Here is a 21195-nt window from a genome sequence, read left to right on the forward strand (position 1 = left end):
TTCTAAACCCCCCGCCCCCCCCCGGCCCCCCCGCGGTTTGGGCCTCGGGGCGGGGGGGGGGGGGGGGGGGGGGCGGGGGGGCCGGGGGGGGCCCCCGGCCCCCCGACCGGCCGACCGCATGCTTGCATACATAATCCGACGGCTCTTCGCCGTCGTCATGATGCTGCTCGTCGTCACTCTGGTGACGCTCAGCATCTTCTTCCTCATCCCCAAGCTGACCGGCAGCGACCCTGCCGCGATGTTCGTCGGCAAGCAGGCGGATCCGGCTGCCATCGAGGGCGTCCGTCAGAAGCTGGGCCTCGGCGATCCGATCCTGGTGCAGTTCTGGCACTTCGTCTCCGGAATCTTCGTCGGCCGCGACTACGTGGGCGGCGGCGACTCCATCCACTGCGCGGCGCCCTGCTTCGGCTACTCGTTCAAGACCGAGCAGGACGTCTGGTCCATGCTGGTCGACGCCTTCCCGATCACCCTGTCCATGGTCATCGGCGCGGCCGTGCTGTGGCTGGTCCTCGGCGTCTCCACAGGTGTGCTCTCCGCGCTCAAGCGGGGCACGATCGTCGACCGCGCGGCGATGATCACCGCGCTCGCCGGCGTCTCGCTCCCCATCTTCTTCACGGCCATGCTGGCGATGCTCGTCTTCCGCACCCAGCTGGGCTGGCTCGACGCCACGTACGTACCGCTCGGCGAATCGATCGGCGGCTGGTTCGGCGGTCTGATCCTCCCGTGGGTCACCCTCGCCTTCCTGTACGCGGCGATGTACGCGCGCCTCACCCGCGCCACCATGCTGGAGGTCCTCGGCGAGGACTACATCCGCACCGCCCGGGCCAAGGGCCTGCCGGAGCCGGTCGTGCTCGGCAAGCACGCCATGCGCTCCACCATGACCCCCATCCTGACCATCTTCGGCATGGACCTCGGCGCCCTCGTCGGCGGCGCGATCCTGACGGAGACCGCGTTCAACCTCCAGGGCCTCGGCTGGATGGCCATCAAGGGCGTGAGCGACCGCGACCTGCCGCTGATCATGGCCGTCACGCTCATCACCGCCGCCTGTGTCGTCCTCGCGAACCTCGTGGTGGACCTTCTGTACGCAGTGATCGACCCCCGAGTGAGGCTGGCATGACCGACAAGCTGGCACAGACCGGCGCCGCCGTCGGCGAGCCGGTCGCCACCGGGAACGCGCCCTCCGACGCGTTCCTCGACGTCCGCGACCTGAAGATCCACTTCCCGACCGACGACGGCCTGGTGAAGTCGGTCGACGGCCTCAGCTTCCAGTTGGAGAAGGGCAAGACCCTCGGCATCGTGGGCGAGTCCGGCTCCGGCAAGTCGGTCACCTCGCTCGGCATCATGGGCCTGCACACCGTCGGCCAGTACGGCCGGCAGAAGGCCCGCATCTCCGGCGAGATCTGGCTCAACGGCCGGGAGCTGCTCACCGCCGACGCGGACACCGTGCGGAAGATGCGCGGCCGCGAGATGGCGATGATCTTCCAGGACCCGCTGTCCGCGATGCACCCGTACTACACGGTCGGGCACCAGATCGTGGAGGCCTACCGGGTCCACCACCCCGTCGACAAGAAGACCGCCCGCAAGCGGGCCGTCGAACTCCTCGACCGGGTGGGCATCCCCGAGCCGGCCAAGCGCTTCGACAACTACCCGCACGAGTTCTCCGGCGGCATGCGCCAGCGCGCGATGATCGCGATGGCGCTGGTCAACAACCCCGAACTGCTCATCGCGGACGAGCCGACCACCGCGCTCGACGTGACCGTCCAGGCGCAGATCCTCGACCTGATGCGGGACCTCCAGAAGGAGTTCGGCTCCGCGGTCGTCATCATCACCCACGACCTCGGCGTGGTCGCCGAGATCGCCGACGACATCCTCGTGATGTACGGCGGGCGGTGCGTGGAGCGCGGTTCGGCCGAGGACGTCTTCTACGAGCCGAAGCATCCCTACACCTGGGGCCTGCTGGGCTCCATGCCGCGCATCGACCGGGAGCAGACCGAGCGGCTCATCCCGGTCAAGGGCAACCCGCCCAGCCTCATCAACGTTCCCAGCGGCTGCGCCTTCAACCCGCGCTGCCCCTACGCGGACGTCCCCAAGGGCGGCATCACCCGGACCGTACGCCCCGAGCTGACGGAGACCGGTTCCCGACACTTCTCGGCCTGCCACATGTCGCAGGAGGAGCGGAACCGGATCTGGACCGAAGAGATTGCGCCGAAGCTGTGAGCGAGACGACGGAACCCCTGCTGAAGGTCACCGGCCTGCAGAAGCACTTCCCCATCAAGAAGGGGCTGCTGCAGCGCCAGACCGGCGCCGTGAAGGCGGTCGACGGCATCGACTTCGAGGTCTACCCCGGGGAGACCCTCGGCGTGGTCGGCGAGTCCGGCTGCGGCAAGTCGACGATGGGCCGCCTGATCACCCGCCTGCTCGAACCGACCGGCGGGAAGATCGAGTTCGAGGGCACGGACATCTCGCACCTCGGGGTCGCGAAGATGCGTCCGCTGCGCCGCGACGTCCAGATGATCTTCCAGGACCCGTACGGTTCCCTGAACCCGCGCCACACGGTCGGCGCGATCGTCTCGGCCCCCTTCAAGCTGCAGGGCGTCGAGCCCGAGGGCGGCGTGAAGAAGGAGGTCCAGCGCCTCCTCGGCCTGGTCGGCCTCAACCCCGAGCACTACAACCGCTACCCGCACGAGTTCTCGGGCGGCCAGCGCCAGCGCATCGGCATCGCCCGCGCCCTCGCGCTCAAGCCCAAGCTGGTGGTCGCGGACGAGCCCGTCTCCGCCCTGGACGTCTCCATCCAGGCGCAGGTGGTCAACCTCCTGGACGACCTCCAGGAAGAGCTCGGCCTCACCTACGTGATCATCGCGCACGACCTGTCGGTCATCCGGCACGTGTCGGACCGCATCGCCGTCATGTACCTGGGCAAGGTCGTCGAACTCGCCGACCGCAAGTCCCTGTACGAGTCCCCGATGCACCCGTACACCCGCGCGCTGATGTCCGCGGTCCCGATCCCGGACCCGCGCCGCCGGGGCCAGAAGACCGACCGGATCCTGCTGACCGGTGACGTCCCGTCGCCGATCGCCCCGCCGCCGGGCTGCCGCTTCCACACCCGCTGCTGGAAGGCGACGGAGGTGTGCAAGACCCAGGAGCCCCCGCTCCTGGAGCTGCGGCCGGGCCAGCGCGTGGCCTGCCACCACCCGGAGAACGCCGAGGGCGTGACGGTCCCCGCGGCCCGCGAGTCGGTGGAGGTCACGATCACGAAGAAGCCCGAGCCGGCCGAGCCGGAGCCGTCCGCCGAGGAAGCGGACACGACGGACGAGCCGACCCCGGAGTCCTGAACACCCGCGAGGCCCCCACCGCCCGCCCGGCGGTGGGGGCCTCGCGTCCGTGTGTGCGCCCCCGGGAACAACCGGGACAATGGGGCGGTGCTCCACGATCTGTTCAATCCCTCCGTCCAGCACGCCCTGGACCTCATCGGCATCTTCGTCTTCGCGATCTCCGGCGCCCTCCTCGCCGTCCGCAAGAACTTCGACGTCTTCGGCATCGCGGTCCTCGCCGAGGCGACGGCGCTCGGCGGCGGCATCGTCCGCGACCTGATCATCGGCGCGGTGCCCCCGGCGGCCTTCACGGACCTCGGCTACTTCCTGATGCCGCTGGTCGCGAGCGTCCTGGTCTTCTTCCTGCACCCCGAGGTGGAGCGCACCCAGACCGCGGTCAACGTCTTCGACGCGGCGGGCCTCGGACTCTTCTGCGTCACGGGCACCACCAAGGCGTACGACTACGGCCTCGGCCTCACCTCCTCCGCGGCGCTCGGCCTGGCGACGGCCGTCGGCGGCGGTGTGCTGCGCGACGTGCTGGCCAACGAGGTGCCGTCGCTGCTGCGCTGGGACCGCGACCTGTACGCCGTGCCGGCGATGGTGGGCGCCACGATGGTGGTGCTGTGCATCCGCTTCGACGCGCTCAACGCGTTCACGAGCGGCGCGGCCGTGCTCACCGCGTTCCTGCTGCGCCTCCTGGCGATGCGCTACCACTGGCGGGCGCCGCGCGCCTGGAACCGGCGTTCCTCGGGCCGGGAGGAGCCCGAAAAAGCTACCGCTCAGTAGCTAAATACTGTACGGTCGCCGCCATGAGCACGAGCATCGAGGCGACGAGCGAGTTCGACCGCGACACGGCCGTCACCCTGCGCGCCCCGGGCGTCTACGACGCCGAACTCTCCGCGGGGTGGACGATCATCCAGGCGGTCAACGGCGGCTACCTCCTCGCCCTCCTCGGCCGAGCCCTCGGCGACCACCTGCCGCACCCGGACCCGTTCACCATCTCGGCGCACTACCTGACGCCGTCCGTGCCGGGCCCGGCGGTCATCCGCACGGAGACGGTCCGCACCGGCCGCACCCTCTCCACCGGCCAGGCCTCCCTCTTCCAGTACGCGGAGGACGGCACCGAGATCGAGCGCATCCGCGTCCTCGCCTCCTACGGCGACCTGGACGCGCTCCCCGCCGACGTCCGCACCACCGCGACCCCGCCGGCCATGGCCCCCATCGACCAGTGCTTCGGCGCCTCGGACGGCCCGACCCCCCAGATCCCCGGCTCCTCGGCCATCACGGAACGCCTGGACATCCGCCTGGACCCGGCGTGCGTGGGCTGGGCGATCGGCGCACCCTCCGGCAAGGGCGAGATGCGCGCCTGGTTCGGCCTGGCCGACGCCCGCGACCCGGACCCGCTCTCCCTCCTCCTCACGGTCGACGCACTCCCGCCGACCTCCTTCGAGCTGGGCCTCAAGGGCTGGACCCCCACGGTGGAGCTCACCACCCACGTCCGCTGCCGCCCGGCCCCCGGCCCCCTGCGCGTCTCCATCACCACCCGCAACCTGGCCGGCGGCTTCCTCGAAGAGGACGCGGAAGTCTGGGACTCCGCCGACCGCCTGGTAGCCCAGTCCCGCCAGCTGGCAAGAGCACCACGAGCCTGACAGCGGCACCCGGCCCCCGTGAACCCGCGGGTGTCGGGGCGAGGGCTCGGAAGCGAGTGCAGGGGACGAAGGCCACGGCGGGATCCCACCGCCACAAACAGGCCACACGACGGCCCGCCCACCCCGGCCTCGTAGAATCGACCCACCATGGCTTACCTCGACCACGCGGCGACCACGCCCATGCTCCCCGAGGCGATCGAGGCGATGACCGCCCAGCTCGCCGTCACGGGCAACGCCTCCTCGCTGCACGCCGCAGGCCGACGCGCCCGGCGGACCGTTGAGGAGGCCCGCGAGACGCTCGCGAGCGCGCTCGGCGCCCGCCCCAGCGAGGTCGTCTACACCTCGGGCGGCACCGAGGCCGACAACCTCGCCGTCAAGGGCCTCTACTGGGCCCGCCGCGCCGCCGACCCGCGCCGCACCCGCGTCCTGTCGAGCCCGGTGGAGCACCACGCCGTGCTGGACGCGGTCGACTGGCTGGCCACCCACGAGGGCGCCACGGTCGAGTACCTCCCGGTGGACCGGTACGGCCGGGTGCACCCGGAGGCCCTGCGGGAGGCCATCGCCCGCGACCCAGGCTCCGTCGCGCTCGCGACCGTGATGTGGGCGAACAACGAGATCGGCACGATCATGCCGGTCCGCGAACTGGCGGACGTGGCGGCCGAGTTCGACGTGCCGCTGCACGCCGACGCGGTCCAGGCCTTCGGCCAGGTCCCGGTGGACTTCGCCGCGTCGGGCCTCGCCGCGATGACGGTCTCGGGCCACAAGATCGGCGGCCCGTACGGCATCGGCGCCCTGCTCCTGGGCCGCGAGTACACCCCCGTCCCGGTCCTGCACGGCGGCGGCCAGGAGCGCCATGTCCGCTCCGGCACCCTCGACGTCCCGGCCGTCGCGGCCTTCGCCGTGGCCGGACGCCTCGCGGCGGAGGACCGCGAGGAGTTCGCCCGTACGGTGGGCGCCCTGCGCGACGAGCTGGTCACGGCGGTCCGTACGGCGGTCCCCGACGCGCTGCTCGGCGGCGACCCGGACGACCGCCTCCCGGCCAACGCGCACTTCACGTTCCCCGGCTGCGAGGGCGACTCCCTGCTCCTCCTCCTGGACGCCGCCGGCATCGAGTGCTCGACGGGCTCCGCGTGCACCGCGGGCATCGCGCAGCCGAGCCATGTGCTGCTCGCGACGGGCACGGACCCGGACCTGGCCCGCGGCACCCTCCGCTTCACGCTCGGCCACACGTCCACCAAGGAGGACGTGGCGGCGGTGGCGGAGGCGATCGGCCCGGCGGTGGAACGGGCGAGGACGGCCGGCCTCAGCTGACCGGGGCGGGCGTCCGGTCCAGCCGCGCCCGCTCCTTCCGTACGAGCCCGATGTACCGCTCCCAGTCCCAGTGCGGCCCGGGGTCGGTGTGGTCGGTCCCCGGCACCTCGACGTGCCCGATGATGTGCTCCCGGTCGACGGGTATCCCGTACCGCCGGCATATGTCGGCGGTCAGCCGCGCCGACGCCCCGTACATCGCCGCCGTGAAGTCCTCGGGCCGGTCGACGAAGCCCTCGTGCTCGATGCCGACGCTGCGCTCGTTCATGTCGCGGTTGCCCGCGTGGAAGGCGACGTCGAGCTCGCGGACCATCTGCGCGATGTGCCCGTCCTTGCGCACCACGTAGTGCGCGGCGGCCGCGTGTGCGGGGTCCTTGAAGACCTTCAGCGCCGAGGCGTAGCTGCCCTGCACGACATGGATCACGATCCGGTCGACGACGTAGTCGTCGGGCCGGTCCGCCCGCCGCCAGTTGTAGCGGGACGCCGCGCTCCACTCGGCGCCCTTGTGGTCGAGTTCGCCCTCGGTCCGCCGCCGCTCGGTCCCCGGCAGCCGCCACCACAGCCGGGCCAGCTCCTCCCGGGCGAGCACGGCGGTGCCGACGACGGCGACCCCGCCCCCGAGCAGGAACGCCCGCCGCCCGGGCCCGCCCTTCCGCTGACCGCCCTTCCCGCTCTTGCCGCCCCCGCCGCTCTTCGCGCGCTTGCCGCTCGTCCCGCTCGTCCCGCTCTTGCCGTTCCCCTGGTTCCCCATATGACCGAGAACGCTTACTCCGGCGACCACGGTTCCCCGGCCCCGTACCCTGGTAGGGCTATGACTCAGACCCCGCAGCAGCGCCCCCTCCGTGTCCTCGCCGCCATGTCCGGCGGGGTCGACTCCGCCGTCGCCGCGGCCCGCGCCGTAGAGGCCGGCCACGACGTCACCGGCGTGCACCTCGCCCTGTCCGCGAACCCGCAGTCCTTCCGTACCGGGGCGCGGGGCTGTTGCACCATCGAGGACTCGCGCGACGCCCGCCGGGCGGCCGACGTCATCGGCATCCCGTTCTACGTGTGGGACCTGGCGGAGCGCTTCCGCGAGGACGTCGTGGACGACTTCGTCGCGGAGTACGAGGCGGGCCGCACGCCCAACCCGTGCCTGCGCTGCAACGAGAAGATCAAGTTCGCGGCGCTCCTCGACAAGGCCCTCGCCCTCGGCTTCGACGCCGTGTGCACCGGCCACTACGCGACGGTGCTGGTGCGCGAGGACGGCACGCGCGAGCTGCACCGGGCCTCGGACATGGCCAAGGACCAGTCGTACGTCCTGGGCGTCCTCGACGAGAAGCAGCTGGCGCACGCCATGTTCCCGCTCGGCGACACCCTGACGACGAAGGACGAGATCCGCGCGGAGGCGGAGCGGCGCGGCCTGGCGGTCGCGAAGAAGCCCGACAGCCACGACATCTGCTTCATCGCGGACGGCGACACGCAGGGCTTCCTCGCCGCCCGCCTGGGCAAGGCGGAGGGCGACATCGTCGACGAGTCGGGCGCCACGATCGGCACCCACGAGGGCGCGTACGGCTTCACCATCGGCCAGCGCAAGGGCCTGCGCATCGGGCACCCGGCCCCGGACGGCAAGCCCCGCTACGTCCTCGACATCTCCCCGGTGAACAACACGGTCACCGTCGGCCCCGCCGAGTCCCTGAACGTCACGGGCCTCACCGCGATCAAGCCCCGCTGGTGCGGCACGCCCCCCGAGGGCCCCGGCCGCTACACCGCCCAGCTCCGCGCCCACGGCGGCGAGACGCCGGTCGACGCGGAACTGACGGACGGCGAACTGACGGTCACCTTCGACGAGCCGGTCAAGGGCGTGGCCCCCGGCCAGGCGATCGTCCTGTACGACGACACGCGCGTGGTGGGCTCGGCGACGATCGCGACGACGGTACGAGCGACCGCGGCGCGCCAGCGAGCCTGACGGCCCGGGTCCGGCCAGGCCGGGTCCGTCTCAGCCCGCCCCGACCGGCCCCGGCCCGATCACCCGCCGTCCCGCCCCGCCCCGGCGTACCCGTCCCCGTCGAGGTCGAGGAACCCCTCCAGGAACTCCGCCAGCACCGGCGCGAGCACGTGCGGTGCCACCTCGTGCGTCTGCCCCGTGAGCGTGCGGTGCCGTCCGCGGGGGACGGCCGCGGCGACGGTGCGGGCGGCCCGGCGGGTCCCGGCGGGGCTGGAGCCGCCGTCGAGCACGAGGACGCGGGCCAGGACCCGGCCGAGCCCGTCGGCGGCCTCGGCGGCGTACGGCGGCTCGTACACGGACACCGCCCCGACCGGCACCCCGGCCGCCGCGGCGGCGAGCGCGAGACCGCCGCCGGAGGCCGTGCCGTGCACGGCCGCGACCCCGCCGACGGCGTCCACGAGGAGCGCGAGGTCCCCGATCTCTCGCTCGACGGGGCCCGTCCCGCCCCGCCGCTCGTAGACGACGACGGGGAATCTCCGGGCGAGCAGCCCGGCCAGTGCCCGTTCGCCGCCGGCCGTCCCGGGGCCCCCGCCCACCAGGATGACCGGCGGCCCGTCCCCGTACCGCTCGTAGGGGATCCGTGTCCCGTCCTCTGCCGTGACCAGGCCCGGGGCCCGGCCCGCCGTGAAGTACACCTCGTCCATGGAAGCTCAGACCGGGACGGCTCCCGGAACTCATCGCTCCCCGGCGGAACTTCCCGGAAAATCCTCGATGCCGGTCCGAAGGCCTACCGTGGGGCCCATGAACATCTGCGTCTTCCTCTCCGCCGCCGACCTCGACGCGCGCTACACGACCCCCGCCCGCGACTTCGCCACCCGCCTCGGCAAGGCCGGCCACACCCTGGTCTGGGGCGGCTCCGACTCGGGCCTGATGAAGGTCGTCGCGGACGGCGTGGAGGAGGCGGGCGGGCGTCTGGTCGGCGTCTCGGTCGACTTCCTCGCCGCGAAGGCCCGCCCCCGCGCGGACGAGATGGTCGTGACGAAGGACCTCGCCGCGCGCAAGGCGCTGCTGCTCGCCAAGTCGGACGCGATCGTCGTCATGGTCGGCGGCACGGGCACCCTCGACGAGGCCACCGAGATCCTGGAGCTGAAGAAGCACGGCAAGCACACCAAGCCGGTCGTGCTGCTCAACACCGAGGGCTTCTACGACGGCCTGAAGGCCCAGTTCCGCCGCATGGAAGAGGAGGGCTTCCTCCCGCTCCCGCTGGCCGACCTGGTCTTCTTCGCGGAGGACGGGGCGGCGGCGCTGCGGTATCTGGAGGAGGCCGTGGCCTCGCGCGGATGATGCGAGCATGGGCCCCATGGCTACTCATGTGATCACCGGAGCGGGCTCCGGCATCGGTGCCGCCGTCGCGCGGCGGCTGCACGCGCGCGGGGACGAGCTCGTGCTGCACGCGCGGAACGCGGGGCGGGCGAAGGAGCTGGCGGCCGAGTTCCCGGGGGCGCGGACCCTCGTCGGGGACCTCGCGGAGCCGGACCGGCTGTCCTGGGCGTTCTCGCACCAGACCCTGCCCGAGCGGGTCGACACCCTGCTGCACATCGCGGGCGTGGTCGACCTCGGGCCGGTCGGTGAGCTCACCCCCAAGACCTGGCACCACCAGCTGAACGTCAACCTGGTGGCCCCCGCCGAGCTGACCCGGCACTTCCTGCCCCAGCTGAGGGTCGCCAGGGGCCATGTCGTCTTCGTGAACTCGGGCGCCGGCCTCAACGCGCACGCCGCGTGGAGCGCGTACGCCGCCTCCAAGCACGGCCTCAAGGCGCTCGCCGACTCCCTGCGCCACGAGGAGCACGGCAACGGCGTCCGGGTCACCTCGGTGTACCCGGGCCGCACGGCCGGCCCCATGCAGGCGAAGGTGCACCAGCAGGAGGGCAAGGAGTACGACGCCGAGAAGTGGATCGACCCCGAGTCCGTCGCCACGACGATCGTCATGGCGATCGACCTGCCGCGCGACGCCGAGGTCAACGACCTGTCGGTCCGCCCGGGACGCTGATCCGCCGGCCGCCTGCCTCCACGTACGCTTCCCGGGTGAGCGAGAAGAGCGACAAGAACGCATTCCCCTGGGCCCCCGCCACCGGTGTCGGGTCCATGCCCGGCGGTGACGCGCGGGAGGCCGCCAAGACCGTCAGCGGGTCCTTCGAGGACTTCCCGTTCCTGGCGGAGCTGCCCGCGCGGGGGCCCGGTGCGGACATGATCGGGCGGACCGTGGGGCTGCTCGTCGAGCTGTACGCGCACGTGGAGCCCAGCGGCTGGCGGATCAGCGACCGGCCGGGGCGCGACACCCGGCGGGCGAAGTCCTGGCTGGGGGAGGACCTCGACGCCCTGGAGGAGTTCACCCAGGGGTACGAGGGGCCGCTCAAGGTGCAGGCGGTGGGGCCGTGGACGCTCGCGGCGGCGCTGGAGCTGCGGGGCGGCGAGGCGATGCTCGGGGATCCGGGGGCCGTACGGGATCTGGCGGGCTCGCTCGCGGAGGGGCTGCGCGGGCATCTCGCCGAGGTCCGCAGGCGCGTCCCGGGCGCCCGTCTCGTGCTCCAGTTCGACGAGCCCTCGCTGACGTCGGTGCTGCTCGGGCAGATCCGTACCGCCAGCGGCTACCGCACCTACCCGGCCGTCGACCGGCAGGTCGTGGAGGGCACGCTGCGCGAGGTGATGGCGGCGCACGACGGGCCGGTGGTGGTGCACTCCTGCGCCCCCGGCGTGCCGTTCGGGCTGCTGCGGCGGGCCGGCGCGGCCGGTGTCTCGTTCGATTTCGGGCTGCTCACCGAGCGTGACGAGGAGCCGATCGGCGAGGCGGTGGAGGGCGGGACCGTGCTGTTCGCCGGTGTGGTGCCGTCGACGGACCCGGCCTCGGGGGCATTGTCGGACCCGGGCGGTAGCGTCATGGGTGTCAGGACGTTGTGGCGCAGGCTGGGGCTGAATCCGGGGACTCTCGCGAAGTCCGTGGTGGTCACCCCGACCTGTGGCCTCGCGGGCGCCTCTCCGGAGTACGCCCGCAAGGCGCTCGCCCACTGCGCCCGGGCGGCGAGATCGCTCGCGGACAACCCTGAGTGACCGGGGTGACCGGGGTGACCGGGTTTCAGGCATCGGGAGGACGAGGAACGGTGGCAGTCGAACAGGGGGCCCCCGCCGAGGCGCGGGAGAAGCACGCCGAGCTGGCGGAGCAGGTCGAGGAGCACCGCTTCCGGTACTACGTGAAGGACCAGCCGGTCGTCAGCGACGCGGAGTTCGACCGGCTCCTGCGGGCCCTGGAGGCCCTGGAGGAGGAGTATCCGGAGCTGCGGACGCCGGACTCGCCGACCCAGAAGGTCGCCGGGGCGTACGAGACGGAGTTCACCTCCGTGGAGCACCGCGAGCGGATGCTGTCCCTGGACAACGCGTTCGACGACGCGGAGCTGTCCACCTGGGCCGAGCGCGTCGGCCGGGACGTCGGCACCTCCGACTTCCACTACCTGTGCGAGCTGAAGGTCGACGGCCTGGCCGTGAACCTGACGTACGAGCACGGCAGGCTGACCCGCGCGGCGACCCGCGGCGACGGCCGCACCGGCGAGGACATCACGCCGAACGTGCGGACCATCGCGGACGTCCCGGACCGGCTGCACGGCGACCGGGTCCCGGCGCTCGTGGAGATCCGCGGCGAGGTCTACTTCCCGATGGAGGCCTTCGAGGGGCTGAACGCGCGGCTGGTCGAGGCCGGCGACAAGCCCTTCGCCAATCCGCGCAACGCGGCGGCGGGTTCGCTGCGCCAGAAGGACCCGAAGGTGACGGCGACCCGCCCGCTGCACATGGTGGTGCACGGCATCGGCGCCCGCGAGGGCTTCGACATCGACTGCCTGTCGCACGCCTACGAGCTGCTGCGCGAGTGGGGCCTGCCCACCGCCCGGCACAACCGGGTGGTCGACTCGCTCGACGGCGTACGGGAGTTCATCGCGTACTTCGGTGAGAACCGGCACTCGGTGGAGCACGAGATCGACGGGGTCGTCGTCAAGCTGGACGAGATCCCGCTCCAGGGCCGGCTCGGCTCCACGGCCCGCGCCCCGCGCTGGGCGATCGCGTGGAAGTACGCGCCGGAGGAGGTCAACACCAAGCTGGTCGACATCAAGGTCGGCGTCGGCCGCACCGGGCGCGTCACGCCGTACGCGCAGGTGGAGCCGGTGACGGTGGCCGGTTCCGAGGTCGAGTTCGCCACCCTGCACAACCAGGAGGTGGTGAAGGCCAAGGGCGTGCTCATCGGCGACACGGTCGTGCTGCGCAAGGCCGGTGACGTCATCCCGGAGATCCTGGGCCCGGTGGCGGACCTGCGGGACGGCAGCGAGCGGGCGTTCGTGATGCCGGCGGAGTGCCCGGAGTGCGGCACGCCGCTGAAGCCGATGAAGGAGGGGGACATCGATCTGCGCTGCCCCAACGCGCGGACGTGCCCCGCCCAGCTGCGGGAGCGGCTGTTCTTCCTGGCCGGCCGCCAGTGCCTGGACATCGAGAACTTCGGCGCGGTCGCGGCGGCGGCGCTCACCCGCCCGCTGGAGCCGGCCCGGCCGCCGCTGCTCGACGAGGGCGATCTGTTCGACCTGACGATCGAGCAGCTGCTGCCGATCAAGGCGTACGTCCTCGATCCGGACAGCGGACTGCCCAAGCGGGACCCGAAGACCGGCGAGGAGAAGATCGTCACGGTCTTCGCCAACCAGAAGGGCGAGCCGAAGAAGAACGCGCTGGCGATGCTGGAGAACATCGCCGCAGCGAAGACGCGCCCGCTGGCCCGCTTCATCAACGGCCTGTCGATCCGTCACGTGGGCCCGGTGGCGGCCGAGGCGCTGGCCCGCGAGTTCCGTTCGCTGGAGCGGATCGAGCAGGCGAGCGAGGAGGAGCTGGCCGCGGTCGACGGCGTCGGCGGGATCATCGCGACGGCGGTGAAGCAGTGGTTCGCCGAGGAGTGGCACCGGGAGATCGTGCGCAAGTGGCGGGCGGCCGGGGTGAGCCTGGAGGACGAGGGCGCCGGCGAGGAGACCGGGCCGCGTCCGCTCGACGGTCTGACGGTGGTCGTGACGGGCACCCTGCAGAACTTCACCAGGGATGGCGCAAAAGAGTCGCTCCAAGCCGGTGGAGCGAAGGTGACAGGTTCCGTTTCGAAGAAGACCGCCTTTGTCGTTGTCGGGGACAACCCGGGTTCGAAGTACGACAAGGCGATGCAGCTGAAGGTTCCGGTTCTGAACGAGGAGGGCTTCGCCGTCCTGCTGGAACAGGGTCCCGAAGCAGCTCGGGAGGTGGCCCTCCCGGTCGCCGAGTAGTCCCTCGACAGGCCGCGGAGGCTCACCCGTTCGGCGCATACCAGATCGTTACGGGTGGCCGGGTCGCATTCGGGCAAGAGAGGAAGAGCGCTGCCCGTCGGAGCCCTCCGCGGCCTAGTGTGGTGACCGTGCGTCCGTCGCGCACGGCTGTGTGAGGGCCCTGCCGGACGCAGGAGCAGGACACGCGGTACGACGAGCGACGGCACGACGGCCCAGTGGCATGACGACGGCCCCCGCGTTGCGACGGCACCGCCGGCTGTGAGAGGGACGGGAATGAAACCGACCGAGAGTGCCGCCCCGGTCGCACGACCCCAGGGCCGTGCGGCGTTCGTGGGCATCACCTCCGGGCTGCCCGGAGCGCTGGTGGGCATCGCCGCCGTCGTGCTCACCGCCGGGCTGTACCGGACGCTCAGCGCAGGCCAGGGGCTCTTCCCCGGCGGCGGCACCGGCTGGTCGCTGGCCGTCCTCACCGGGCTCATCGTCGGCCATCTGGTCGCGCTCGGCCGCGACCGCTGGTGGGGCGGCACCGGCTCCGGCGCCGCCCTCACCCTGGCCGTCCTGCTGCTCTACGGCTGGGTGCCCGCCTGTCTCGTCTCCCTCTCCGTCGTCGTGCTCGTCGCCGCCGCCCGCCGCAACCGCTGGCGGCACGGCCTGCTGCACGGCGCCGTGGACGTGATCGGCGCCTGCGCCGCCGCCCTCGTCCTCGCCACGTTCGGCGACGTCCCGACCGTCGCCGACCCCTGGCAGCCCCTCGACTGGGGGATCGCCGACGTACCGGAAGTGGTGCTCGCCGCCGTCGCCTACCTCGTGGTGACCCGCATGCTCCTGTGGTACGCGCTCGCCCCCCAGAGCGGCACCCTGCCCACCGCGGCCCGCACCGCCCTGCTCCGCCAGGGCCTCGTCGCCGTCGCCCTGCTCGGCATCGCCCCCCTCATCTGCGTCGTCGCCGTCGCCCACCCCGCGATGCTGCCGCTCTTCGTCGTCCCGCTGATCGCCCTCGACTCCACCCTGTGGATCGCCCGCGCCCGCGCCGAGGAACAGCTGCGCGACCCGCTCACCGGACTGCCCAACCGCCAGTGGCTCCTGGAACGCACCTGGACCGCTCTGGAGGAGGCCGAGGGCGAGGGCGTCCGCTCCGCGCTCGTCCTCATCGACCTCGACCGCTTCCGCTCGGTCAACGACACCCTCGGGCACCTCGCCGGCGACCGGCTGCTCCTCCAGATCGCCGAACGGCTCCGCCTCGCCCTGCCCCGCGGCGCCGAGGCCGCCCGGCTCGGCGGCGACGAGTTCGCCGTCCTGCTGCCCACCGCCGACTCCACCACCAGCGCCCAGCGCGTCGCCCGCCACCTCGTCGCCGAACTCTCCTCGCCGCTCGACCTCGACGGGCTCACCCTCGTCCTGGAGGCCAGCGCCGGCGTCGCCGTCTTCCCCGAGCACGCCCTCGACGCCGAGGGCCTGCTGCGCCGCGCCGACGTGGCGATGTACCAGGCCAAGCGGGACCGCACCGGCGTCGAGGTGTACGAGTCGAAGCGCGACTCCAACACCCCCGACCGCCTCGGCCTCCTCGGCGACCTGCGCCGCGCCCTCGACGCCGGCGACGTCGAACTGCACTACCAGCCCAAGGTCCGCTTCGACGGCCAGGTCGCCGGCCTGGAGGCGCTCGTCCGCTGGGTCCACCCCGAGCGCGGCAAGGTCCCGCCGGACGAGTTCATCGCCATCGCCGAGTCCTCCGGCCTGATGCCCCACCTCACCGAGTACGTCCTGGAGACCGCCCTCGCCCAGGTCGCCCGCTGGCGCGCCCAGGGCCTCAACGTGCCGGTCGCCGTCAACGTCTCCCCGCGCGACGTCCACACCCCCGGCTTCGCCGGCGCCGTCGCCGCCCGGCTCGCCCGGCACGGCGTACCCGCCGGGGCGCTCCAGCTGGAGATAACGGAGCACGTCCTCCTGGAGGACCCGCAGCGGGCCGCCGACACCATGGCCGGGCTCACCGGTCACGGCGTCAAGATGTCGCTCGACGACTTCGGCACGGGCTACTCCTCCCTCGTACACCTGCGCCGCCTCCCGGTGAGCGAGCTGAAGATCGACCGCTCCTTCGTCGCCCGGCTGGCCGTCGACAACGAGGACGCCGAGATCGTCCGCTGCACCGTCGACCTCGCCCACTCCCTGGGCCTGCTCGTCGTCGCCGAGGGCGTCGAGGACGACGAGACCTGGGAGCGGCTGCGCGACCTGGGCTGCGACGCGGTCCAGGGCTGGCTGGTCGCCGCCGCGATGCCGCCCGGCGAGGCCACCGCCTGGCTGCTCGCCCGCGGCGAGCACGGCTGGCGCCGCCCCTCGGAGATCGCCGCGCTCGCGGCGGAGCAGGCGGCGGCGGACCTCGACCACCCGTCGGGACACGTGGTCCAGTGACGCCCGGGCCCCCGCCGGGAGACCCCGCGCCGACGGGATGACCCCTCCCTGTTCGTGAGGGCGGCCCGCGCCCCATAGGATTGCGGTACATCCACAAGACTCACCCTGAGGATCTCTGCATGCCTGGCATCACGCGCGAGGAGGTCGCCCACCTCGCACGGCTGGCGCGTCTGGAACTCGCCGACGGAGAGCTCGACCACTTCGCCGGTCAGCTCGACGACATCATCGGTGCGGTCGCCCGCGTCTCCGAGGTCGCCGACCAAGACGTACCGCCGACCTCCCACCCGCTGCCGCTGACCAACGTCATGCGCGCGGACGAGGTCCGTCCGTCGCTCACCCCCGAGCAGGCGCTCTCCGGCGCCCCGGCCCAGGAGCAGCAGCGTTTCAAGGTGCCGCAGATCCTGGGGGAGGACTAAGAAGTCATGACGGACAACAGCCTCATTATCAAGCTCACCGCCGCCGAGATCGCGGCGAAGATCGCCTCCGGCGAGCTCACCGCCGTCCAGGTCACCGAGGCCCACCTGGCCCGGATCGAGGCCGTGGACGAGAAGGTCCACGCCTTCCTGCACGTCGACCGCGAGGGCGCGCTGGCGCAGGCCCGCGCCGTGGACGAGAAGCGTGCCCGCGGCGAGAAGCTGGGCCCGCTCGCCGGTGTCCCGCTCGCGCTGAAGGACATCTTCACCACGATGGGCATCCCGACCACGGTCGGCTCCAAGATGCTCGAAGGGTGGATCCCGCCCTACGACGCGACCCTCGTCAAGCGGCTGAAGGCCGCCGACGTGGTCATCCTGGGCAAGACCAACATGGACGAGTTCGCGATGGGCTCCTCGACGGAGAACAGCGCGTACGGCCCGACCGGCAACCCGTGGGACCTCACCCGGATCCCCGGCGGCTCCGGCGGTGGCTCCTCGGCCGCGCTCGCCGCGTACCAGGCCCCGCTCGCCATCGGCACGGACACCGGCGGTTCCATCCGCCAGCCCGCCGCCGTCACCGGCACGGTCGGCGTCAAGCCGACCTACGGCGCGGTCTCCCGCTACGGCATGGTGGCCTTCTCGTCCTCGCTCGACCAGGGCGGCCCCTGTGCCCGTACGGTCCTCGACGCGGCCCTGCTGCACGAGGCCATCGCCGGGCACGACCCGCTCGACTCGACCTCCATCGACGCGCCGGTCCCGCCGGTCGTCGAGGCGGCCCGCAACGGCTCGGTCGCCGGGATGCGCGTCGGCGTCGTCAAGCAGTTCCGCGGCGAGGGCTACCAGGCCGGTGTCGTGCAGCGCTTCGACGAGTCCGTCGAGCTGCTGAAGTCGCTGGGCGCCGAGATCGTGGAGCTGGACTGCCCCACCTTCGACCTCGCGCTCTCCGCGTACTACCTGATCGCCCCGTCGGAGTGCTCCTCCAACCTGGCCCGCTTCGACGGTCTGCGCTACGGCCTGCGCACCGGCGACGACGGCACCCGGTCCGCCGAGGAGGTCACCGCGCTCACCCGCGAGGCCGGCTTCGGCCCCGAGGTCAAGCGCCGCATCATCCTCGGTACGTACGCGCTGAGCTCGGGCTACTACGACGCCTGGTTCGGCTCGGCCCAGAAGGTCCGTACCCTCATCACCCGCGAGTTCGAGGCCGCCTTCGAGCAGGTCGACGTGATCGTCTCCCCGACGACCCCGACCACCGCCTTCGCGATCGGCGAGCGCGCCGACGACCCGATGGCGATGTACCTCGCGGACCTGTGCACCATCCCGACCAACCTGGCGGGCAACGCCGCCATGTCGCTGCCCTGCGGCCTCGCGCCGGAGGACGGCCTGCCGGTCGGGCTGCAGATCATCGCCCCCGCCCTGAAGGACGACCGGCTCTACAAGGTCGGTGCCGCCGTCGAGGCCGCCTTCGTGGAAAAGTGGGGCCACCCGCTGCTTGAGGAGGCTCCGTCGCTGTGAGTACCAGTGCACTGCAGAAGGCCAAGGGCTTCAAGAAGTCCAAGACCGGCACGTACGTCTCGATGGGCACCACCGCGTTCGGCGTCATCAGCGTGGCGAAGCAGGTCAAGAAGGCGCGCGCCGAGCACGACACGCTGAAGCTGGTCGACGCCGTCGTGTCCGCCGCCGCCATCGTCACCGGCCTCGCGATCCTGTACCGCGAGCTGAAGCGTCTCGGCGACGACGACGTCCTGCTGGGCTGAGAGGGAAGTTCCACCGTGACTGTCACTGAACTGCTGTCGTACGAAGCGGCGCTCGCCACGTACGACCCCGTCATGGGCCTTGAGGTCCATGTCGAGCTGGGCACCAAGACCAAGATGTTCTGCGGCTGCTCGACCGAGCTCGGCCAGGACGCCAACACGCAGACCTGCCCGACCTGCCTCGGTCTGCCGGGCGCGCTGCCGGTCGTCAACGCGATCGGCGTCGAGTCCGCCATCAAGATCGGTCTCGCGCTGAACTGCGAGATCGCCGAGTGGTGCCGCTTCGCCCGGAAGAACTACTTCTATCCGGACATGCCGAAGAACTTCCAGACCTCCCAGTACGACGAGCCCATCGCCTTCGACGGCTACCTGGACGTCCAGCTGGAGGACGGCGAGATCTTCCGCGTGGAGATCGAGCGCGCCCACATGGAGGAGGACACCGGCAAGTCCACCCACATCGGTGGCGCGACCGGACGCATCCACGGCGCCTCGCACTCGCTGCTCGACTACAACCGGGCCGGCATCCCGCTCATCGAGATCGTCACCAAGCCGATCGTCGGTGCGGGGGAGCGTGCTCCCGAGGTCGCCAAGGCGTACGTGGCGGAGCTGCGCGAGCTGATCCGCGCCCTGGGCGTCTCCGAGGCGCGCATGGACAAGGGCCAGATGCGCTGCGACGTCAACCTGTCGCTGATGCCGAAGGGTACGACCACCTTCGGTACGCGTTCGGAGACGAAGAACGTCAACTCGCTGCGCTCCGTGGAGCGGGCGGCGCGCTTCGAGGTCCAGCGCCACGCCGCGGTCCTGCAGTCGGGCGGCTCGATCCTCCAGGAGACCCGTCACTTCCACGAGGACGACGGCAGCACCACCTCCGGCCGGATCAAGGACAACGCCGAGGACTACCGCTACTTCCCGGAGCCGGACCTGGTCCCGGTCGCCCCGGCCCGTGCCTGGGTCGAGGAGCTGCGGGCGACCCTGCCGGAGCTGCCGCGGGTGCGCCGCAACCGGCTGCGCGAGGAGTGGGGCGTGTCCGAGCTGGACATGCAGGCCATCCTCAACGCGGGCGCGGTCGACCCGATCGTCGCCACCATCGAGGCGGGCGCCGACGCGGCGTCGGCGCGCAAGTGGTGGATGGGCGAGCTGGCCCGTAACGCCAACGAGCAGGGCGTCGCGCTCGACGAGCTCCCGATCACCCCGGCGGACGTCGCCCGCGTGTCGGCCCTGGTCGCCTCCGGTGACCTGAACGACAAGCTGGCCCGCCAGGTCATCGAGGGCGTCCTCGCCGGCGAGGGCACCCCGGACGAGGTCGTCGAGAAGCGCGGTCTGAAGGTCGTCTCGGACGACGGCGCGCTCGGCACGGCCGTCGACGAGGCCATCGCGGGCAACGCGGCCATCGCCGACAAGATCCGCGGCGGCAAGGTCGCGGCGGTCGGCGCGCTGGTCGGCGCGGTCATGAAGGCCACGCGTGGTCAGGCCGACGCGGCGCGCGTGAAGGACCTGATCCTGGAGAAGCTGGGCGTCAGCGAAGGCTGATCCGGCTCTTCCCGTACGGGCACGAGGGCGCCCCGCACCGGAGCTTCGGCTTCCGGGCGGGGCGCCCTGTCGTGTGCGGAGGAGCTGTGGATACGATCGCGCCGATCAGCACATGATCTTTCTGCTGCCTGCACATCGAACCGTACGGGGGAACGTATGTCCGCCTCTCGCAGAGCCCTGGCCTTCCTGGCCGCGGGCTGTCTGTCACTGATAGGCCTCCAGGCCGGTCCGCTCGCGGCGGAGGCCGCCGCGGCCACCGACAGCGGCCAGTTCCAGGGCGTCAACTGGGCCGACCCGAGGGACAACTACGCGAGCGACGAGCTGGTCCTGTCGGGTCTGTCGAAGACCGACGACTTCACGACCACCTACGCCAAGGCCGGGGCGATCGTCGGCCAGTTCCAGAGCAAGTTCGGCGTGAACACGGTCCGGATGCCCGTCAACCCGGCCACCGTCAACGGCCCGTACTGGCAGTCGTACACGGGGGCCATCGACGCCGCCCTGCACAAGGGCGCCAAGGTCCTGCTCGGCTACTGGGAAGCCCCCGAGACGAAGGACGGGCGGATCGACAACCAGGCGTCCTACGACGCCATGTGGTCGACGATCATCGCCAAGTACGGCGACTCCCGCCAGGTCTACTTCGAGCCGATGAACGAGCCGTTCGGCTACACCGCCGCGCAGTGGACCGACACGGCCGCCCGCTGGCTGACCGACCACGGCCAGAACATCGCGCGCGAACGCGTTTTCGTCGGCGGCACCGGCTACAGCGAGGACGTGCGCCCGGTGTGCGCCGACTCCCGCCTGACCGGCACCCACCTCTCCCTGCACCACTACGGCTTCTGGCACGGCGACTGGACGGACCGCGCCCAGTGGGCAGCCGACCTGCGCACCAAGGTCGGCGGCTGTGCCTCCCGTACGGTCCTCACCGAGTTCGGCGCGACGCTGACCACCGGTCTCGACTACAACGGCCCGACCAACGGCTCCCACGAGATCGCCTACCTCCAGGGCGACACGGACACCCTGCGCGAGCTCGGCATGGGCTCGGTCTACTGGCCGGGGCTGCGCAACGGCGACTGGTACAGCCTCACCGAGCTCCAGGGCACCGGTACGGACCTGACGCTGCGCACCACCAACCAGTCCGCCGCCGACCGGCTCGCCTGGGCCTGGTTCGGCACCGGCCGCCCCTCCGTCGCCAACGGCGTGCTGCGCGGCGTCGGTTCCGGCCACTGCCTGGACGTGCCCGGCGCCTCGAAGGAGGCCGGCAGCTCGCTGATCATCTGGTGGTGCACCGCCGGCTCGCCGAACCAGCAGTGGGCGTACACCCCCGAGAAGGAACTGCGCGTCTACGGGAACATGTGCCTGGACGCGGACCACGGCACGCGCGCACTGATCATCTGGTACTGCAACGGCGGCGACAACCAGAAGTGGAACCTCAACGCCGACGGCACGGTGACCAACCAGATGAACGGCTTCAACCTGGACGTCTCGGGTGAGGCCACCGCCCCGGGCAGCTCGGTCGCCCTCTGGTACGGCAACGGCGCGCCGAACCAGCGGTGGCAGCGTTCCTGAC

Annotated in this window: 19 protein-coding genes; 17 read left to right on the plus strand and 2 right to left on the minus strand. The window is 71.9% G+C overall.

Annotated features, from left to right (window positions below):
• The first annotated feature begins 118 nt into the window (after positions 1 to 118).
• From ACZ3ZE_RS29630 to ACZ3ZE_RS29655, 6 genes are all read left to right on the plus strand, one after another.
• Positions 119 to 1117, plus strand: a complete 999-nt coding sequence (locus tag ACZ3ZE_RS29630; protein WP_361175263.1) for an ABC transporter permease — start codon at positions 119 to 121, stop codon at positions 1115 to 1117.
• The gene (locus tag ACZ3ZE_RS29635) at positions 1114 to 2217 is read left to right on the plus strand and encodes an ABC transporter ATP-binding protein (protein ID WP_361175260.1); all 1104 of its coding nucleotides are present in this window, start codon (positions 1114 to 1116) and stop codon (positions 2215 to 2217) included. The genes ACZ3ZE_RS29630 and ACZ3ZE_RS29635 overlap by 4 nt, the downstream gene beginning before the upstream one ends.
• Entirely contained in the window at positions 2214 to 3332 is a 1119-nt protein-coding gene (locus ACZ3ZE_RS29640; RefSeq protein WP_361175257.1) for an ABC transporter ATP-binding protein, read from the plus strand. The genes ACZ3ZE_RS29635 and ACZ3ZE_RS29640 overlap by 4 nt, the downstream gene beginning before the upstream one ends.
• 87 nt (positions 3333 to 3419) lie before the next feature.
• A complete protein-coding gene (locus ACZ3ZE_RS29645) occupies positions 3420 to 4097 on the plus strand; it encodes a trimeric intracellular cation channel family protein (RefSeq protein ID WP_361175254.1) in 678 nt (225 codons plus the stop codon).
• 23 nt (positions 4098 to 4120) lie between these two features.
• On the plus strand, positions 4121 to 4960 hold the full coding sequence (locus ACZ3ZE_RS29650; protein WP_361175251.1) for a thioesterase family protein: 840 nt from the start codon (positions 4121 to 4123) through the stop codon (positions 4958 to 4960).
• 147 nt (positions 4961 to 5107) lie between these two features.
• Complete coding sequence (locus ACZ3ZE_RS29655) at positions 5108 to 6271, plus strand: cysteine desulfurase family protein (RefSeq protein WP_361175248.1); 1164 nt, start codon at positions 5108 to 5110, stop codon at positions 6269 to 6271.
• Here the strand turns inward: ACZ3ZE_RS29655 and ACZ3ZE_RS29660 are convergent.
• Positions 6264 to 7019, minus strand: a complete 756-nt coding sequence (locus tag ACZ3ZE_RS29660) for an N-acetylmuramoyl-L-alanine amidase (RefSeq protein ID WP_361175244.1) — start codon at positions 7017 to 7019, stop codon at positions 6264 to 6266. The two genes, ACZ3ZE_RS29655 and ACZ3ZE_RS29660, sit on opposite strands and share 8 nt — an antisense overlap.
• Positions 7020 to 7079: 60 nt before the next feature.
• Here ACZ3ZE_RS29660 and mnmA point away from each other — a divergent pair, with 60 nt between their 5' ends.
• On the plus strand, positions 7080 to 8213 hold the full coding sequence (gene mnmA, locus ACZ3ZE_RS29665; protein ID WP_361623787.1) for a tRNA 2-thiouridine(34) synthase MnmA: 1134 nt from the start codon (positions 7080 to 7082) through the stop codon (positions 8211 to 8213).
• Between the two features lie 59 nt (positions 8214 to 8272).
• Here mnmA and ACZ3ZE_RS29670 read toward each other — a convergent pair whose 3' ends face one another.
• Positions 8273 to 8896, minus strand: a complete 624-nt coding sequence (locus ACZ3ZE_RS29670; protein WP_361623784.1) for an alpha/beta fold hydrolase — start codon at positions 8894 to 8896, stop codon at positions 8273 to 8275.
• A 97-nt stretch (positions 8897 to 8993) separates the two neighbouring features.
• Between ACZ3ZE_RS29670 and ACZ3ZE_RS29675 the strand changes: the two genes are divergently transcribed.
• From ACZ3ZE_RS29675 to ACZ3ZE_RS29720, 10 genes are all read left to right on the plus strand, one after another.
• A complete protein-coding gene (locus ACZ3ZE_RS29675; RefSeq protein WP_361175235.1) occupies positions 8994 to 9536 on the plus strand; it encodes an LOG family protein in 543 nt (180 codons plus the stop codon).
• Between the two features lie 7 nt (positions 9537 to 9543).
• On the plus strand, positions 9544 to 10242 hold the full coding sequence (locus ACZ3ZE_RS29680; RefSeq protein WP_442304416.1) for an SDR family oxidoreductase: 699 nt from the start codon (positions 9544 to 9546) through the stop codon (positions 10240 to 10242).
• Positions 10243 to 10277: 35 nt separating this feature from the next.
• Positions 10278 to 11300 (plus strand): methionine synthase, encoded by a 1023-nt coding sequence (locus ACZ3ZE_RS29685; protein WP_361175229.1) that lies wholly within the window; start codon positions 10278 to 10280, stop codon positions 11298 to 11300.
• 50 nt (positions 11301 to 11350) lie between these two features.
• Positions 11351 to 13528: an NAD-dependent DNA ligase LigA gene (ligA, locus tag ACZ3ZE_RS29690; protein ID WP_361175226.1), complete on the plus strand. Its 2178-nt coding sequence runs from the start codon at positions 11351 to 11353 to the stop codon at positions 13526 to 13528.
• 273 nt (positions 13529 to 13801) lie between these two features.
• Positions 13802 to 15934 (plus strand): putative bifunctional diguanylate cyclase/phosphodiesterase, encoded by a 2133-nt coding sequence (locus ACZ3ZE_RS29695; RefSeq protein WP_361175223.1) that lies wholly within the window; start codon positions 13802 to 13804, stop codon positions 15932 to 15934.
• A gap of 119 nt (positions 15935 to 16053) precedes the next feature.
• On the plus strand, positions 16054 to 16350 hold the full coding sequence (gene gatC / locus ACZ3ZE_RS29700; RefSeq protein ID WP_329424456.1) for an Asp-tRNA(Asn)/Glu-tRNA(Gln) amidotransferase subunit GatC: 297 nt from the start codon (positions 16054 to 16056) through the stop codon (positions 16348 to 16350).
• A 6-nt stretch (positions 16351 to 16356) separates the two neighbouring features.
• Positions 16357 to 17859, plus strand: coding sequence for an Asp-tRNA(Asn)/Glu-tRNA(Gln) amidotransferase subunit GatA (gene gatA / locus ACZ3ZE_RS29705; protein WP_361175220.1), 1503 nt, complete (start codon positions 16357 to 16359; stop codon positions 17857 to 17859).
• A gap of 62 nt (positions 17860 to 17921) precedes the next feature.
• Positions 17922 to 18101 (plus strand): hypothetical protein, encoded by a 180-nt coding sequence (locus ACZ3ZE_RS29710; protein WP_361175629.1) that lies wholly within the window; start codon positions 17922 to 17924, stop codon positions 18099 to 18101.
• 15 nt (positions 18102 to 18116) lie between these two features.
• Positions 18117 to 19628: an Asp-tRNA(Asn)/Glu-tRNA(Gln) amidotransferase subunit GatB gene (gene gatB, locus ACZ3ZE_RS29715; protein WP_361175216.1), complete on the plus strand. Its 1512-nt coding sequence runs from the start codon at positions 18117 to 18119 to the stop codon at positions 19626 to 19628.
• Between the two features lie 156 nt (positions 19629 to 19784).
• Positions 19785 to 21194 (plus strand): ricin-type beta-trefoil lectin domain protein, encoded by a 1410-nt coding sequence (locus tag ACZ3ZE_RS29720; protein WP_361175213.1) that lies wholly within the window; start codon positions 19785 to 19787, stop codon positions 21192 to 21194.
• Position 21195: the final 1 nt, after the last annotated feature.

The sequence above is a fragment of the Streptomyces sp. NPDC023157 genome (assembly GCF_055560575.1).

Excerpts from the sequence above, each read along its gene's own strand:
- ACZ3ZE_RS29670 (WP_361623784.1), bottom strand. The coding sequence starts at position 8,896 with ATGGACGAGGTGTACTTCACGGCGGGCCGGGCCCCGGGCCTGGTCACG.
- gatA (WP_361175220.1), top strand. The coding sequence starts at position 16,357 with ATGACGGACAACAGCCTCATTATCAAGCTCACCGCCGCCGAGATCGCG.
- ACZ3ZE_RS29695 (WP_361175223.1), top strand. The coding sequence starts at position 13,802 with ATGAAACCGACCGAGAGTGCCGCCCCGGTCGCACGACCCCAGGGCCGT.
- ACZ3ZE_RS29680 (WP_442304416.1), top strand. The coding sequence starts at position 9,544 with ATGGGCCCCATGGCTACTCATGTGATCACCGGAGCGGGCTCCGGCATC.
- ACZ3ZE_RS29710 (WP_361175629.1), top strand. The coding sequence starts at position 17,922 with ATGGGCACCACCGCGTTCGGCGTCATCAGCGTGGCGAAGCAGGTCAAG.
- ACZ3ZE_RS29675 (WP_361175235.1), top strand. The coding sequence starts at position 8,994 with ATGAACATCTGCGTCTTCCTCTCCGCCGCCGACCTCGACGCGCGCTAC.
- ACZ3ZE_RS29630 (WP_361175263.1), top strand. The coding sequence starts at position 119 with ATGCTTGCATACATAATCCGACGGCTCTTCGCCGTCGTCATGATGCTG.
- ACZ3ZE_RS29720 (WP_361175213.1), top strand. The coding sequence starts at position 19,785 with ATGTCCGCCTCTCGCAGAGCCCTGGCCTTCCTGGCCGCGGGCTGTCTG.
- ACZ3ZE_RS29635 (WP_361175260.1), top strand. The coding sequence starts at position 1,114 with ATGACCGACAAGCTGGCACAGACCGGCGCCGCCGTCGGCGAGCCGGTC.
- ACZ3ZE_RS29650 (WP_361175251.1), top strand. The coding sequence starts at position 4,121 with ATGAGCACGAGCATCGAGGCGACGAGCGAGTTCGACCGCGACACGGCC.
- ACZ3ZE_RS29655 (WP_361175248.1), top strand. The coding sequence starts at position 5,108 with ATGGCTTACCTCGACCACGCGGCGACCACGCCCATGCTCCCCGAGGCG.
- mnmA (WP_361623787.1), top strand. The coding sequence starts at position 7,080 with ATGACTCAGACCCCGCAGCAGCGCCCCCTCCGTGTCCTCGCCGCCATG.
- gatC (WP_329424456.1), top strand. The coding sequence starts at position 16,054 with ATGCCTGGCATCACGCGCGAGGAGGTCGCCCACCTCGCACGGCTGGCG.
- ACZ3ZE_RS29660 (WP_361175244.1), bottom strand. The coding sequence starts at position 7,019 with ATGGGGAACCAGGGGAACGGCAAGAGCGGGACGAGCGGGACGAGCGGC.